This is a genomic window from Enterobacter sp. 3U4, assembly GCF_057224565.1.
The window spans coordinates 2116001-2129457 of sequence record NZ_CP136665.1; the positions used below are offsets into that span (position 1 = coordinate 2116001).

Annotated in this window: 16 protein-coding genes; 2 read left to right on the top strand and 14 right to left on the bottom strand. The window is 54.5% G+C overall.

Annotated elements, in window-relative coordinates; translation table 11 throughout:
* On the bottom strand, positions 1 to 492 hold the full coding sequence (locus RVY89_RS10030; RefSeq protein WP_484827697.1) for an REP-associated tyrosine transposase: 492 nt from the start codon (positions 490 to 492) through the stop codon (positions 1 to 3).
* 97 nt (positions 493 to 589) lie between these two features.
* Positions 590 to 1813: a peptidase T gene (gene pepT, locus RVY89_RS10035; RefSeq protein WP_484827698.1), complete on the bottom strand. Its 1224-nt coding sequence runs from the start codon at positions 1811 to 1813 to the stop codon at positions 590 to 592.
* 237 nt (positions 1814 to 2050) lie between these two features.
* Here pepT and potA point away from each other — a divergent pair, with 237 nt between their 5' ends.
* Positions 2051 to 3193, top strand: a complete 1143-nt coding sequence (potA, locus tag RVY89_RS10040) for a spermidine/putrescine ABC transporter ATP-binding protein PotA (protein ID WP_484827928.1) — start codon at positions 2051 to 2053, stop codon at positions 3191 to 3193.
* Positions 3177 to 4040 carry a spermidine/putrescine ABC transporter permease PotB gene (gene potB, locus RVY89_RS10045; RefSeq protein ID WP_484827699.1) on the top strand — a complete coding sequence of 288 codons (864 nt, stop codon included), beginning with the start codon at positions 3177 to 3179 and terminating at the stop codon, positions 4038 to 4040. Before potA ends, potB begins: the two co-directional genes overlap by 17 nt.
* Positions 4041 to 4463: 423 nt before the next feature.
* On the opposite strand, the gene RVY89_RS10050 is transcribed toward potB, so the two are convergent.
* The 12 genes from RVY89_RS10050 to RVY89_RS10105 all read right to left on the bottom strand — a co-directional run bounded on the left by RVY89_RS10050 (position 4464) and on the right by RVY89_RS10105 (position 13427).
* On the bottom strand, positions 4464 to 4994 hold the full coding sequence (locus RVY89_RS10050; RefSeq protein WP_484827700.1) for a hypothetical protein: 531 nt from the start codon (positions 4992 to 4994) through the stop codon (positions 4464 to 4466).
* Positions 4995 to 5230: 236 nt separating this feature from the next.
* A complete protein-coding gene (locus RVY89_RS10055; RefSeq protein ID WP_484827701.1) occupies positions 5231 to 6589 on the bottom strand; it encodes an SGNH/GDSL hydrolase family protein in 1359 nt (452 codons plus the stop codon).
* 1 nt (position 6590) lies between these two features.
* Entirely contained in the window at positions 6591 to 6896 is a 306-nt protein-coding gene (locus RVY89_RS10060) for a hypothetical protein (protein ID WP_484827702.1), read from the bottom strand.
* Positions 6893 to 7423 carry a prophage tail fiber N-terminal domain-containing protein gene (locus RVY89_RS10065; RefSeq protein ID WP_484827703.1) on the bottom strand — a complete coding sequence of 177 codons (531 nt, stop codon included), beginning with the start codon at positions 7421 to 7423 and terminating at the stop codon, positions 6893 to 6895. The genes RVY89_RS10060 and RVY89_RS10065 overlap by 4 nt, the downstream gene beginning before the upstream one ends.
* A gap of 9 nt (positions 7424 to 7432) precedes the next feature.
* Positions 7433 to 8503 (bottom strand): contractile injection system protein, VgrG/Pvc8 family, encoded by a 1071-nt coding sequence (locus RVY89_RS10070; RefSeq protein ID WP_484827704.1) that lies wholly within the window; start codon positions 8501 to 8503, stop codon positions 7433 to 7435.
* Positions 8504 to 8507: 4 nt separating this feature from the next.
* Positions 8508 to 8723, bottom strand: a complete 216-nt coding sequence (locus RVY89_RS10075) for a tail protein X (protein WP_484827705.1) — start codon at positions 8721 to 8723, stop codon at positions 8508 to 8510.
* On the bottom strand, positions 8698 to 9153 hold the full coding sequence (locus RVY89_RS10080) for a phage tail protein (RefSeq protein ID WP_484827706.1): 456 nt from the start codon (positions 9151 to 9153) through the stop codon (positions 8698 to 8700). The genes RVY89_RS10075 and RVY89_RS10080 overlap by 26 nt, the downstream gene beginning before the upstream one ends.
* Positions 9153 to 10832: a hypothetical protein gene (locus RVY89_RS10085; protein WP_484827707.1), complete on the bottom strand. Its 1680-nt coding sequence runs from the start codon at positions 10830 to 10832 to the stop codon at positions 9153 to 9155. Before RVY89_RS10085 ends, RVY89_RS10080 begins: the two co-directional genes overlap by 1 nt.
* A gap of 2 nt (positions 10833 to 10834) precedes the next feature.
* A complete protein-coding gene (locus RVY89_RS10090) occupies positions 10835 to 10966 on the bottom strand; it encodes a hypothetical protein (protein ID WP_484827708.1) in 132 nt (43 codons plus the stop codon).
* Positions 10967 to 10974: 8 nt separating this feature from the next.
* Entirely contained in the window at positions 10975 to 11274 is a 300-nt protein-coding gene (locus RVY89_RS10095; RefSeq protein WP_484827709.1) for a phage tail assembly protein, read from the bottom strand.
* Positions 11275 to 11346: 72 nt separating this feature from the next.
* Positions 11347 to 11853: a phage major tail tube protein gene (locus tag RVY89_RS10100; protein WP_484827710.1), complete on the bottom strand. Its 507-nt coding sequence runs from the start codon at positions 11851 to 11853 to the stop codon at positions 11347 to 11349.
* Positions 11850 to 13427 carry a phage tail sheath subtilisin-like domain-containing protein gene (locus tag RVY89_RS10105; protein WP_484827711.1) on the bottom strand — a complete coding sequence of 526 codons (1578 nt, stop codon included), beginning with the start codon at positions 13425 to 13427 and terminating at the stop codon, positions 11850 to 11852. The genes RVY89_RS10100 and RVY89_RS10105 overlap by 4 nt, the downstream gene beginning before the upstream one ends.
* Positions 13428 to 13457 lie beyond the last annotated feature (30 nt).

Here is a 13457-nt window from a genome sequence, read left to right on the forward strand (position 1 = left end):
TTACTTCCGCTCACCCGCCGCAAAATCCTCGATCTCTCCCGCCCAATCCGCCTGGTACACTCCTTCCCGCACATCGCGATGAAACGTTGAATACGGCCAGTCGATGACTTTACTGACAAAGCCGTGCTTCAGCGGATTGATGTAAATGTAATCCACATGCCGCCGGTAGTCCTCTTCGTTACGGATAGTGTGTTCCCAGAAGCGTGGCTGCCAGATATGACGCATGTCGATGCTGCGGCTGAACGTCTTTTTGATATCCCGCCAGCGGGCGGAAAAATCACTGTCACCTTCCGGTAAGGTCCAGATACAGTGCATATGTTCAGGAAGGATAACCCACGCGTTGATAGTGAAGGGCTTCGCACGTTTAACCGTTGAGGTGGCGGAACGCAGGCTGTCGATATGGCGGGTAAGCAAATCGCTCTGGCGGTTTTGCAGGTTGACGGTAAAAACCCATGTGCCCCCGGGAACGTAGTGGCGACGGTAGTTTGACATGGGCGCTCCTTGCCTTTGTGCCCGGTGGCGCTTCGCTTACCGGGCCTGCAATTTGAACGTAGGCCGGGTAAGCGAAGCGCCACCCGGCTTAAAGCGGCTACCGCTTCGCGGTCAACTCCGCTATCCGCACAATCACCTTCACCGCTTTTTCCATCCCTTCCAGCGTCACAAACTCATGCTTGCCGTGGTAGTTATAGCCACCGGTAAACAGGTTCGGGCACGGCAGCCCCATGAATGACAGCTGAGAACCGTCGGTGCCGCCGCGAATCGGCTTCAGCTGCGGTTCAATATCGCAGTCGCGCATCGCCTGCTGGGCAATATCGAGAATATGCGGATGCGCCATCACCTTCTCACGCATGTTGTAATAGCTGTCTTCTATTATCAGCTCAATATAGCAGTCAGGGTGTAATCCCTTACCGACCTTCTTCGCGATCTCCATCATCTTACGCTTGCGCGCCTCAAAGGCTTTGCGGTCGAAATCGCGGATGATGTAGTGCATCTGCGCGCTGTCCACGGTACCTTTGATGCTGGTCAGGTGATAGAACCCTTCATACCCTTCGGTCTGTTCGGGGCTCTCTGCCGCGGGGACTTCTGCATGAATTCTGGACGCCAGCGACAGCGCGTTCACCATGACGCCTTTCGCCGAACCGGGATGAACGTTGTTGCCGACAATTTTGATCGTGACGGACGCGGCATTGAAGTTTTCATACTCCAGTTCACCGACGCCGCCGCCGTCGACGGTATAGGCCCACTGCGCGTTAAAGGCTTCCACGTCGAAGTGCTTCGCGCCCTTGCCGACCTCTTCATCCGGCGTAAAGGCCACGCGGATGTCCCCGTGCGGGATATTTTTGCCCTTCAGCACCGCCAGCGCGGTCATGATCTCCGCAATACCCGCCTTGTCATCCGCCCCCAGCAGCGTTTTGCCGTCGGTAGTGATCAGCGTCTGGCCCAGCAGCTGGTGCAGCACCGGGAACATGACAGGCGAGAGCACTTCATCGCCAATACCCAGCGCAATGTCGCCGCCGCGGTAGTTTTCCACAATCTGCGGGTTTACGTGTTTACCGCTAAAATCCGGAGAGGTGTCGACATGGGAGATAAAGCCAATCGCCGGAATATCACCCTGGACATTTGCCGGCAGCGTTCCCATCACAGTGCCTTTCTCGCTTAACGTGACGTTGACCAGCCCCATGGCATCAAGCTGCTCTTTAAGCAGGTTTAACAACTTCCACTGGCCTTCGGTGCTCGGCACCTGGCGAACACCCGGCTTAGATTGGGTATCCAGCGAAACGTACTGTAAAAAACGCTCAAGTAATTTATCCATGCAGTCACCCTCACTTTTCGTGACAACATTATCAATAAGCATCAAAACGCAAATATTGCGTCAGGTCACTTTTATCCCGCAAACGAGAATATTTTCCGTTTATATCGTTATGCGTTAGTAAATGTAGCTTATGAATCAGTGACAAGGATTGGCGATTGCAGGGGATTGCCGTAGAATGTCCGCCCTCATTACGAGTCACCAAGGTGGTTACACACAAACCCCGCTTCAGTCTGCTGCCTGAGGCGTCTATATGGGACAGCGCAAAAATTGAATACACAAACCCGTTCACCGCTGGTGAAACTGGAACGAATTCGTAAAAGTTTTGATGGCAAAAACGTCATTTCCGACCTCACACTCACCATCAATGACGGTGAGTTTCTGACGCTGCTTGGCCCCTCTGGCTGCGGCAAAACAACCGTACTGCGCCTTATCGCCGGGCTGGAAAGCGCCGATAACGGCCATATCCATCTTGAGAACCAGGACATCACTCGGGTTCCCGCCGAAGACCGCCACGTCAATACCGTCTTTCAGAGCTATGCCCTCTTCCCGCACATGACCGTGTTTGAAAACGTGGCGTTTGGCCTGCGGATGCAGAAAACCCCGGCGAATGAAATCGAATCGCGCGTTACCGACGCCCTGCGCATGGTGCAGCTTGAGACGTTTGCCCAGCGAAAACCGCATCAGCTTTCCGGCGGCCAGCAGCAGCGCGTGGCCATTGCCCGCGCCGTGGTCAATAAGCCGCGCCTGCTCCTGCTGGATGAATCCCTCTCCGCGCTGGATTACAAGCTGCGCAAGCAGATGCAGAACGAGCTTAAAGCCCTGCAGCGCAAGCTCGGCATTACCTTTGTCTTCGTCACCCACGATCAGGAAGAGGCCCTGACCATGTCTGACCGCATCGTGGTGATGCGCGACGGCAAAATCGAGCAGGACGGCACGCCGCGTGAAATCTACGAAGAGCCGAAAAATCTGTTTGTCGCCAGCTTCATTGGCGAGATCAATATCTTCGACGCCACGGTTATTGAGCGTCTGGACGACCAGCGCGTGCGCGCCCGCGTCGAAGGACGCGAGTGTGCAATCACGGTGAATTTCCCCGTCGAAAAGGGACAAAAGCTCAACGTTCTGCTGCGCCCGGAAGATCTGCGCGTCGATGAAATCCACGGTAATACCGAGGCCGAAGGGTTAATCGGCTATATCCGCGAGCGCAACTACAAAGGGATGACGCTGGAGTCTGTCGTCGAGCTGGAGAACGGCAAAATGGTGATGGTCAGCGAATTCTTTAACGAGGACGACCCTGACTTCGACCACTCTCTCGACCAGAAAATGGTTATCAACTGGGTAGAAAGCTGGGAGGTTGTGCTGGCTGATGAAGAACACAAGTAAGTTCCAGAATGTGGTGATTGCCACGATTGTCGGTTGGCTTGTGTTGTTTGTCTTTTTACCCAACCTGATGATCGTTGCCACCAGCTTCCTGACCCGCGACGACGCTAACTTCGTTTCGCTGGTGTTTACGCTGGACAACTACGCGCGCCTGCTCGATCCGCTCTATTTTGACGTGCTGCTGCACTCGCTCAATATGGCGCTGATTGCCACAATTGCCTGTCTGGTGCTGGGTTATCCCTTCGCATGGTTCCTCGCGGGCCTGCCGCAAAAGGTGCGCCCCCTGCTGCTGTTTTTACTGATTGTGCCGTTCTGGACCAACTCGCTGATTCGCATCTACGGGCTGAAAATCTTCCTCAGCACCAAAGGCTATCTCAATGAGTTTCTGCTGTGGCTGGGAGTGATTGATACGCCGATTCGCATCATGTTCACCCCGAGCGCGGTGATAGTCGGTCTGGTCTATATCCTGCTGCCGTTTATGGTGATGCCGCTCTACTCCAGCATTGAGAAGCTGGACAAACCGCTGCTGGAAGCGGCAAAAGATCTGGGCGCCAACAGGCTCCAGACCTTTATCCGCATTATCATCCCACTGACCATGCCCGGCATTATCGCGGGCTGTCTGCTGGTGATGCTCCCGGCGATGGGCTTGTTCTACGTTTCTGACCTGATGGGCGGGGCGAAAAACCTGCTGATTGGTAACGTGATCAAGAGCCAGTTCCTCAACATCCGCGACTGGCCGTTCGGGTCCGCCACCAGCATCACGCTGACGGTGGTGATGGGTCTGATGCTGCTGGTTTACTGGCGCGCGTCTCGGCTGCTGAACAAGAAGGCAAATGAACTTAGTGATTAATTCTTAATTTTCAATCTGTTAGATTTAATTTTGAGATGATTTTAACCTTCAAATAAACCGCATATCAAACCTAATAACTTCAGTCAGTTATGAATGGGTTTTGGAGAATGATTTTTGCAGTTTTAAAGCCCCTGATCTCGCAGTCTGGGGCTTGGCTCTGCGGATGCTATTGCGGTAAATCAGGAATTGGTGCATATCTGGAGCTGCTCACATCTGGCTTATCGGTCTCCCGAACATACACAAATCAGCTAAGCGTATAAACAAGGATGCCCCCCCTAACATAAAGCATTCTCTATCGCCGAAACACGAAGAATCGTTGCTGAGACAGCAGACTACAACGAGAGAATAAAAAAAGGGTTGAGGCTCTCATTGAAGAGACATTTATCAGATAGAATAAAATGGGCCCGAGGGCCCATAAAAATATTAATTCGTTAGTTTGTTGACATCAGTGAATTTAAACAAAAACTCAGGTTCTTCTACACCACCGGATAATCCAATACTTGTTTCATAGATGCACGACTTGGGCCCGCGGAACGGATACCCAGAAAACTCAACATAATCACCCTCTTTCATACTTGAAACCTTATCAAATAGTGCCATTTCCGGTTTTATTAATGTTTTATATTCAATATCAGAAAATGCATTATTCCATGTATGAAGAGTTATTCCATTTTCAATTTCTATAGTTAATCGTCCAAATCCATCATTAGTTGCACCAATTTCTTTTATTCTTCCGTACCAATGTGAGAAGTCATCCTTATGCTTTAATTTTTTGCAAATATTTGAATCTCTTTTTGCTTTTATGCCTCCTAATTTCATTTCATTACTAATTGTAGATGCTTCATTCATAGAATTCTGAACAATAGATATAAAATCCTTTTCAGCAGTCGGATACTCAACGGCTTGAGCATAAGAAGCCATAAACATACATGTTGTTAATATCAATTTTTTCATAAAATTCCCTACCTAAAAAAATAGAATGTTTGCATTTTTTGCTGCTTTTTTGTTGATTTTAGTCAAACTAAACTCCCTTTAGGAATAATCTCGCATATATGAAAGGTTAGCACTTATTTATCGTTTATTTAATCAGCATTTTTCAAAAAAAGAGCAATGCGCTTACCCTGTGTCAGAAAGAGAAATGTGAAATTGATGTTTTATTCTGTTAAGCGGGCTTCCGGTCCGCTTCTCACCTACAGACACTCCTGCACTCTCAGCGCTATCTGCACGCCCCGGTATGCATGGCCCGCATCTGTCGGATGGGTCGCATCGCTTCCCGTATACAACGCAGCGTTTGACGCGTTCACGACATCCCGGACATCAACGAAGGGCAGCCCCAGCTGCTCGCATTGCGTCATCAAAATATCACGAATGTCGTCCAGCTGCTTTGTGTGGCCGAGCGGCGTCGCCGGGCCGATGACGATGATTTTTGCCAGAGGACAGACCTCTCTTGCAGCACTGACGGAGGAAATAAACGCGGCTGTTATTCTTTCGACATCACCGCCGGCATCATTATATCCCATCGATAAAAACACATATTGAGGTGGTCTCGTGATGACGCCAAGTTTATTTCTGACCCGCCATTCCGGCACCCTGCCATCCTGAGTGGAGCCCCAGCCAGCACCACTTATTCCGTCGGCTATGCCATCCAGCCCCAGTACATCACACATGACCCGAAAATCATTATATGACCCCTGGGCAGCCCCTACGCCGACCGTATACGAGTCCCCCAGTTGCCAGGCAAGCGGACGCCTTTGCCCTCTGGGAGTGGAGACCGTATAGTTCTGGCCCGTAACGACACCGCCAAACCCTGTATTTACACCACAGAGTCGGTAATGTCGTGTTATCGACACTCCGCTCCAGTCCACATTGTAAATGTAAGGCGCGCCTGATGAGTCTGTCCTGACGGATTCAGCTGAAACGCGGTATCCGTCAATATAGAGATCGTACTGACCGTTGCCGCCTACAAAACGAAAATCCAGCGCCGGGGCATCACTCTGGAACTCAATGATACACTGAGTACCGTTCTGGACACCGTTTCCCCGGTACCCCGCCACAGTATCGTGCAGGTCGTATCCCGTATATTCGAACGCGGTCTCATCCGTTCGGGACCAGGTCTTGCCGTTATAAACTGAGCTGGCGACACTGGCATTCCATGTCAGCGTAAATTCCGCCCCGCTTCCGGTTCCGCCTTCGACGGCCAGAGGGTTATCAGGATGGGTGGAATAAAGACCGGGAAGCTGTACGGCAACACTGGTTATGGCGCCAGCCTCATCAACACCGGTGACCCGCAGTCGACCAGCGACAGCAAATTCACCTCCTGCCGGCGTGAGGTTATCACCTGATGCATACCCGCTGCCCCCGCTGACGATGGTCGCGCTAGAGATACCTGTCGCCTTAATCAGCGTTGCTACGGGTGGGGACTCCATAACCGGGCGGGGCGCAATGTTGAGTGACTGCTGTCGCTTTAACTGTGAAAACCACAGGTCGAAATTTTTTTTATTCAGGGAGCCTGTGTCAGCGGCCCCCTTGACCGGAATTATCATCGGCATACTAATATCTCGCAGCACTGAAGGTGATCACCGCATCGGCGTAAACAGAAACCGCAAAGGGTGATGAAAATTCGTAATACGCTCCCGGAGCGAGCTCGTAGGATCCTGCTGTTTTCGGGGCGGCAATTCCGCCGGTATCGTTAAACCATAACGAATAAACGTCAGACAAATTCTGCAGTCGGTACAGCCTTGATGATGGGTTGGCCTGCATAATTTGCAGGGTCTCACCTGCCAGCGTTTGTCCGCTGTAGTCCGTTAAATCAGCGGCCGGCGCGCTGATGTTTTCAACCGGGAATCGTGTGCTCATCGCGCCTCCTTAACCATGGCGATCCAGTATTTGTCCTCGGCGGAAAAATAGTACAGCTGAGGGCCTCCGCCTTTTCCCTCATCGTTTTTCACCATATAAAACCCTGCCGGAACTGCGGGCAGTTCTGCCGCAGTCGGAACTTCAAAAATAGGATGGCGAACAAGCTCTGCCGCAGCCTGCGCTGATGATTCCGCACTTCTGGCGAGCTCCTGAATTTCTTCCAGGATTGCCGGCGTAACATCATCAGGATTAAAGCTGGCAAGGTACTGATTGAGAGATGCGTCCGGACCCTCCGGATAAACATAAACAACGCCCAGATAATTCGACGCGGTTTTAATTCTGGACGTAACAACATACACGCCAGGCAGCACTATCATTGTGTAGCTGCCATCCTCTGCAGTGACCGCCGCAGCGTTCGTCCCGGCAAACGTTGCTGATGTTGTCTTTCTGGCCGTGAGCTCAATTACGGCACCTGATACCGGCCTTCCAAACGGGTCGTTATAGATTCCTGATATGGTCGCCATCATTCACACCCGCTAGTTTTTACCGAAGCCATAGTCTTCTCCCTTTCCTTTATCCTTCTTGCCTTTGGCGGTGATATCGGTCTTCAGGCTGATATCGAAAGTGAATCCCCCTTTCTCCAGCGAGAACTGGACGGACTCTGTCAGCCAGGCGAGATCTTCGCGCTCACCGAAGCCCTGCGTCGTGATGCGGCACTCTGCCGTCATGCGCACGATATCCGGCCTGACCGGGCCGCTGAGCGACATCTGGCGACCGTTCTTTTTAGCCTGCGTGACGGCTGAGTTTGCAGAGTGCTCCGCCGAGGCTTTGTCCGGGTGGGTGTGCGGATGGTGAGCGTCTGCACCGTCATGCTCCTGCTCGTGGGTTTCGGTCTTGCCGGTTTTCGCGTCGTAGTAGTTGATCCCGACTTTCCCTTTTTTCTTGCCCTCTTTTGAGCCGCCCCGGTCGCCCTCCTGATAGCTCCAGCGCGTCACCTGGTCAGGCGTGAATGTCCAGCTCTTCACCTCCTTGCCGCTGGCGTTTGTAGCTGCGCCCTGCTCCAGAAACAGCCAGTAACCGTTCGTCGGCTTGCTTACGCCGTTATACCGACGCGCCAGGCGCAACATAAACGCCCCGTCTGATTCGCCGTCCTGCGCTTCATAGTCAATATCTATTTTTGCGAGCTTTGGCGATACGCGGGGTTTCAGGTCGTTCGCGGCGGCCACGGCCTCAACAATCGCCCCGAGCGTGGTTTTTTCAAAGGTCCGGTGTTTTTGTGAGGTGGTGTCCGCCGGCTGCTTCAGCGTGTTGCCGGGGGCCGCCGTGGCGTTGATGTTCAGCACCCGTGGCGGGCCGCTGCTCTCGACGCCGCACACCACAAAATTACCCTTATTCACGATATCCCCGTTAAACCCGAGCCCCAGCTGCAGGCGCGCGCCCTTTGACGGGAGTTTCAGGGTTTCCGATGCCATGGTGATGGTCAGCGTGTCGGTCTTGCCGGTCGCGCCGCCGTAATCCGTCAGTTTGATGCTGACCAGCCCGCGGCGAATAGCCGCTGAGATGTCTTTCCCTTCCGCCGTCAGCGTAAAATCCGGTATGTATTCCATGTTATTAATCCCATAACTGATCGTCAGCCTGCAGTGACGCCGGAACCCAGTCGGGCAGCGTGATGCTGACGCCCGCCGTAAAGCGGGGGCCGTAATCTGCCAGTCCCCTGTTTGCTTCCAGCACCGCGGCCACCGACTGATTCAGAGCAGCAGCGCCGTAATAATCAAAGCAAATCAAATCGAGCATATCCCCGTCACGGGTCTGATAGGTCGTTGCCATAGTACTGAATCGCCATCGAGAAGGTTTTATGGCGGGCAAAGCCGCCGGGAAGGAGAGAGTTTGTGCTGTCGCTGACTGACTTGATAACCCAGTAGCCCATCACATCGCCGTTGCTGCTCACCATCTGCAGGGGGTCAGCATTATCCCCGAGCTGGTAGAGCTCGCTGACGGCCAGCACGGAGCGGCCAAAAAGCGCATGCGCCTGCCCCTCGAACGTTTTGGTCGGTGCGGCCTTGCCTGTGTACTGCAGCAGGTCGCGTTTACCGATGCGCCCCTGCTCCGCCCAGTTCCAGCTTGCATCCGTTTTCAGGCTGTCATAGGCCAGATTGTCTATTGAGAAACTGAATTCCCCTAGACGGATCATGACCCTCGGCAGCGTATCCTCCCCGCTGCCGGCATCATCCACATAGTTGCTGTTAAGTACCCGCATCAGTTAGCGCTCCATAACGGATCGGACATTGGCGTGAACGACGCGCCGGCTGAGGAAGTATCCTTAAACGCCAGGCCAACGCGGTTCGCCAGGGCTTCACCATCCTCTCCGGGTTGCTGAATAACCTGAATGTTCACGTTAGGTTTCCACTCATTGTGAACATTGCCTTTCTGGTCGCGGGCAAGGCCCGCAGTGGAATTTGCGATCGGGGTGGAGGGTTCTGTAAGTGATGGGGGATGCTGCAGCAAATCAGACAGGCTCTGACGGGAAGCAGCCTCCGGATCAGCGATCGCCATCAGCTTTTTCTGTTCTTCAGGGCTGGCACCCTTCGTGGCACCGTCCTTCCCGCTGTGGCTTTCATCCCACTGCATGCGCAGCTGGCTGGTTTTGTAGGTATCCAGATTCAGCCCCTTAAACCAGTCCTCCAGGCCTAAATCCTTCGCCATACTGGCAACCAGTTCCGGGGAACTGTTGCCCGAGGCCACCTGATTGATGAGTTGCTGTTTCTGCTGCGCCTGCTCTTTCTCATCCGGCAAAAGCCAGCTGAGCTTGCGCGCCAGCGCGAAGGCGACTTCGCCCACATAGACCAGCCCTTTACCAAAACTGACGGCACCAGGGATGATATCGTCAAGAATAATGCTCTTGATGCTGTCTATGCCGCCATCCTTCAGCCAGGATGACAATTTGTCAGCAATACCCGTAATTGACGGGCCCAACTCACCGCCCAGTTGACCCGAGATTTCCATCCCCGCAGTGGTAAGCACCTGCCAGAGATTGCTCACGGCCATATTGCCGGCAACCGCCCCCTCAGCCCCTTCTTTGGTGACCATATTGTACTTTGCCATCTGAGCCATCAGCTCCTGATAGCTTTTTCCCGTCATGCGCATGAAGGTCAGGGTTTTGTTACCCTCGCCACCGAAAAGCTTATCGGCAATCCCTGCTGCGCGCTGGTCGTCTTTCATTGCCAGCAATTTTTCAAAAACGAGTTCAACCTGCTGCTGGTTATTTTTACCCGCCATTTCACCAGGCTTTATTCCCAGCACCGGAAAAGCTTCCGCTATTGCCCCTTTTTTAAAGTCAGCGTCGAAGTAGTCCTCAACCTTGTTTTTGAACTCTTCAAACTGATCCCCGATATTCTCCCCGTTAAGCCCCATCATCCTGCCCATGCCTTCCCAGCCCATGAACGTTGAGGTGTCCACGCCGTAACTCTTCGCCAGCCCCGCTTTCTCTGAGGTTTCCTGGTTCAGCATTATCGGGGAGGCCAGCGCACCTGCAGCGCCTGCTATCAGGCCCCCGCCCATCCATGCCCCGGCGGTCAGACCGCCCTTGAGCATGCCTTTCCCTGTGCGCTTCATGGCGTTTTTTGTCCCGCCCATCAGACTTTCACGCAGGCGGGCGCTGCCAAGCTTGCCGTTCAGCGCTGCCTGCGCTTTTTCGGTCTCTTTGATGCTTTTCGTGAGGTGATCGTAATGGTGCTGCAGCGTGCTGACGTTTTTCCCTTCCTTCGTCATCTCCCGAATGCGGGAGGCCAGCGCGCGCTGCTCAGAGGCCATCTGGCGGGAGCGAGCTGTCAGCAACCCGACTCCCTTCTCCATCGCCTTCACGCTGCCCGTCCAGCTGGGGTCCAGCTTGCCCCCAAACTCAATGCTGGCCTTGAGTGCCTGTCGTACTGTTGCCATCGTTAGCCCGCCCTTTTACCCTGCCGTGCCTTGCGATCTTCCGCCTCGTTCACGACAAAATCCTGAAAATCTTCATACGGCATCGCCAGAATCTCGCCCGGCGGCCAGCCGAACCAGTTCCCCAGCCACCGCATCCCCCGGTCTATTTCGGATTCGATTTCGGGGTGGTGGCTACAGCCAAAAAATTGAAGGCCTCCTCCACCTGCAGATAGTCAGCAATCTCCATCGACAGCAGGTCGTCCAGTTCCAGTCCGCACAGGCGGGCCATCATGTTCACGTCCGCCTCTGTCGCCGGCGCTGGGTCGCGGGAACGCAGAAGACGGTCACGCACGGTCGGTGATCGCAGCTCCACGCGCTCAATCTTTTTTCCTTTGGCTGTTTCATACGGGAAAGTCAGCGTGATGACTTTCACGCGTGCCGGAATGGTGTTCTGCTCAGACATAAAAACTCCTTTAATAAACTAAAAGGCCCCGTCCGGGGCCCGTTAAAGCGGTGAATAAGGATGAACGGGATATCAGTACGCGCGCAGGATCTGCCCGATACCTTCCAGCATGTTCACACCGTTAATGATGCGGATGAAACGCTCCGGATCGATTTCATGCAGCAGCTGGTTGCCGTAGACCGATTTGTAATAGGTCAGGCTCATTTCTGCCGTGTAGCTGGATTCGCCCTGATTGCTGTTGCCGTGCGCGTCTGGCGTTAGTTTGGTGATTAACCCCTCCAGGGTGTCCACACGCTCAACCGGGGTGCTGCCCTCAAGATAGGCTTCGCGCACCGATACGCGGGGAGAGTTTCCCGCCTGAAAACCGAACCAGGAGAGCACCGTCGGATCCACGCCGTAAATTTTGAAGCTGCACTTCAGAGGATCCATGCCGTCATCCATCGGAATGGAGGTGTCCATTCCGCCGGTGCGAATCTCGGTCACGATGACGGACAGTTCCGGGGCGGTGTATTCATGCGCACCGTCAATGCGTTCGCCGCCGATAAACAGCGCCCAGTTCCTTAAGTTTGACTTTTTCATGCAGCCTCCATCATTTGTGCCAGGGCGTAAGAGTTGTTTGTCGGGTTCGCCGTCAGCGTCAGGCGCTCCAGCGGGGATTTCGGACCGAAGTCATAGTCAATCCAGAGCTGGCCGGCGGCAAGGGTCTCGGCAGTGTTCAGCTCCTCGTTCAGCCAGGCGCGACCGCCAAAGATGGCTTTCATCGCCGTCATGCGGCGCAGGAAGCTGTTGATGGAGTCAAGGATGTCATCGCGCACCCACTTGTCGAGCGGCACGTCGATATACGGCATCATCGCCTCCTGGATGGAGTCTTCAATGATGTCTGCCGTCCGGCGAACTGCCTCAAAGCGCAGCTGCGGGTGCGTGGTACACAGGCGGTTTCCCCAGTGCTTAAACCCGTCATGGCGAATGATCGTGGACACGTTATCCATGTTGAGAAGGTTCGCTGTGCTGTAGGGATCTGAAAGGGACCAGTCGTCCACCTGCTCTACGCCGAGGATGTTGTAAACGTCCTGATTGGACTTGCTCCACCACCACCCTTTTTCGTTATCGATGCGGGCGCGCAGGCCCGCTGCGCGGGCGGTGTAGGGTTTGTAAACCAGCTGGCCGTCACTGTCGGCAACCTGAACGCGCGGGCGCATCAGCTCGACGCGGTCGCCGAACATGTCCCGGCGTTTAACGACATCCTGTACGGTCGCGCCGGCGGCACTTTCCACGTAGGCAATCGCCCGTAGTTTTGCCGCTTTGGTTTCCAGCGCTTTCGCTACCGCATCATCATCTGACAGTGACGGGCAAATCAGGATGCGGGGCTGATACGTGGTGATGGTCTTGCTTTTCGCCAGGCCATCCATTGCAGCAATCATTGCTGCGCGCTGCGCCTCAGCTTCTGCTGCTGCGTCAGCACGCACTACAATCACCAGCGCGCCGTACTGGTCAAAGATGTCGTTCAGCTCGCTGTAAAGGGAGCCGGTATTCCCCAGTTTTGCGGCCTGCCCGAGACCGCCGGCGACCACAACAGGGGTGTTCAGCGGGAAAGGTTCATCCTCGCCGCCGGACAGCGTAATGCTGAAGGGCGACATCACGCCCTCGCCCGTTGCATCCACCGGCAACGATGCAGTGATACCGCTGTCAGCGATGGCGGCCACGGTTGCGATTACCTCGCTGGCTTTAGCGGTGATAGCTCCGGCCGCATCCACGCCAAGCGTAATCAGCAGCTCGCCGGTCTCTGCAGACCATGTCGCCGTAGTGGCAACGGCTTCCGCCGCGGGCGTGATTAGCTCTGCCGCTTTTTTGGTGGTTCGGGTGCTGGCTGCAGACTCTCCGGCGCTGTCGTCTGCCAGCGATGCCGGGGCCGCCGGTGCTGGCGTTCCTGCTATGGCGGTCACCTTCAGCTTATTCCCGGCGCGCCCTGCTTCTTTCGCAACGTACTGCAGTCGGGTATTCAGCAGCACGGAGCCGCTTTCCCCGGTTGCGGCCGTCGCCGGCTGCGCGTCCGGGGCGGTCCCCACCAGGCCAATCACCGCCGTCGAAACGGTTGTGATGGCAATGGCTCCCGAGACGTATTCCAGCGTTTCCACGCCATGTAGTTCACTCATTGATTTTCTCCGGGCATAAAAAAACCGCCT

What these genes read in the sequence shown, in the direction of transcription:
- RVY89_RS10105 (WP_484827711.1), bottom strand. Translation starts at nt 13,427, where the DNA reads ATGAGTGAACTACATGGCGTGGAAACGCTGGAATACGTCTCGGGAGCC.
- RVY89_RS10030 (WP_484827697.1), bottom strand. Translation starts at nt 492, where the DNA reads ATGTCAAACTACCGTCGCCACTACGTTCCCGGGGGCACATGGGTTTTT.
- RVY89_RS10075 (WP_484827705.1), bottom strand. Translation starts at nt 8,723, where the DNA reads ATGGCAACGACCTATCAGACCCGTGACGGGGATATGCTCGATTTGATT.
- potB (WP_484827699.1), top strand. Translation starts at nt 3,177, where the DNA reads ATGAAGAACACAAGTAAGTTCCAGAATGTGGTGATTGCCACGATTGTC.
- RVY89_RS10090 (WP_484827708.1), bottom strand. Translation starts at nt 10,966, where the DNA reads ATGCGGTGGCTGGGGAACTGGTTCGGCTGGCCGCCGGGCGAGATTCTG.
- pepT (WP_484827698.1), bottom strand. Translation starts at nt 1,813, where the DNA reads ATGGATAAATTACTTGAGCGTTTTTTACAGTACGTTTCGCTGGATACC.
- RVY89_RS10070 (WP_484827704.1), bottom strand. Translation starts at nt 8,503, where the DNA reads ATGGAATACATACCGGATTTTACGCTGACGGCGGAAGGGAAAGACATC.
- RVY89_RS10095 (WP_484827709.1), bottom strand. Translation starts at nt 11,274, where the DNA reads ATGTCTGAGCAGAACACCATTCCGGCACGCGTGAAAGTCATCACGCTG.
- RVY89_RS10100 (WP_484827710.1), bottom strand. Translation starts at nt 11,853, where the DNA reads ATGAAAAAGTCAAACTTAAGGAACTGGGCGCTGTTTATCGGCGGCGAA.
- RVY89_RS10085 (WP_484827707.1), bottom strand. Translation starts at nt 10,832, where the DNA reads ATGGCAACAGTACGACAGGCACTCAAGGCCAGCATTGAGTTTGGGGGC.
- RVY89_RS10055 (WP_484827701.1), bottom strand. Translation starts at nt 6,589, where the DNA reads ATGCCGATGATAATTCCGGTCAAGGGGGCCGCTGACACAGGCTCCCTG.
- RVY89_RS10080 (WP_484827706.1), bottom strand. Translation starts at nt 9,153, where the DNA reads ATGCGGGTACTTAACAGCAACTATGTGGATGATGCCGGCAGCGGGGAG.
- RVY89_RS10050 (WP_484827700.1), bottom strand. Translation starts at nt 4,994, where the DNA reads ATGAAAAAATTGATATTAACAACATGTATGTTTATGGCTTCTTATGCT.
- RVY89_RS10060 (WP_484827702.1), bottom strand. Translation starts at nt 6,896, where the DNA reads ATGAGCACACGATTCCCGGTTGAAAACATCAGCGCGCCGGCCGCTGAT.
- RVY89_RS10065 (WP_484827703.1), bottom strand. Translation starts at nt 7,423, where the DNA reads ATGATGGCGACCATATCAGGAATCTATAACGACCCGTTTGGAAGGCCG.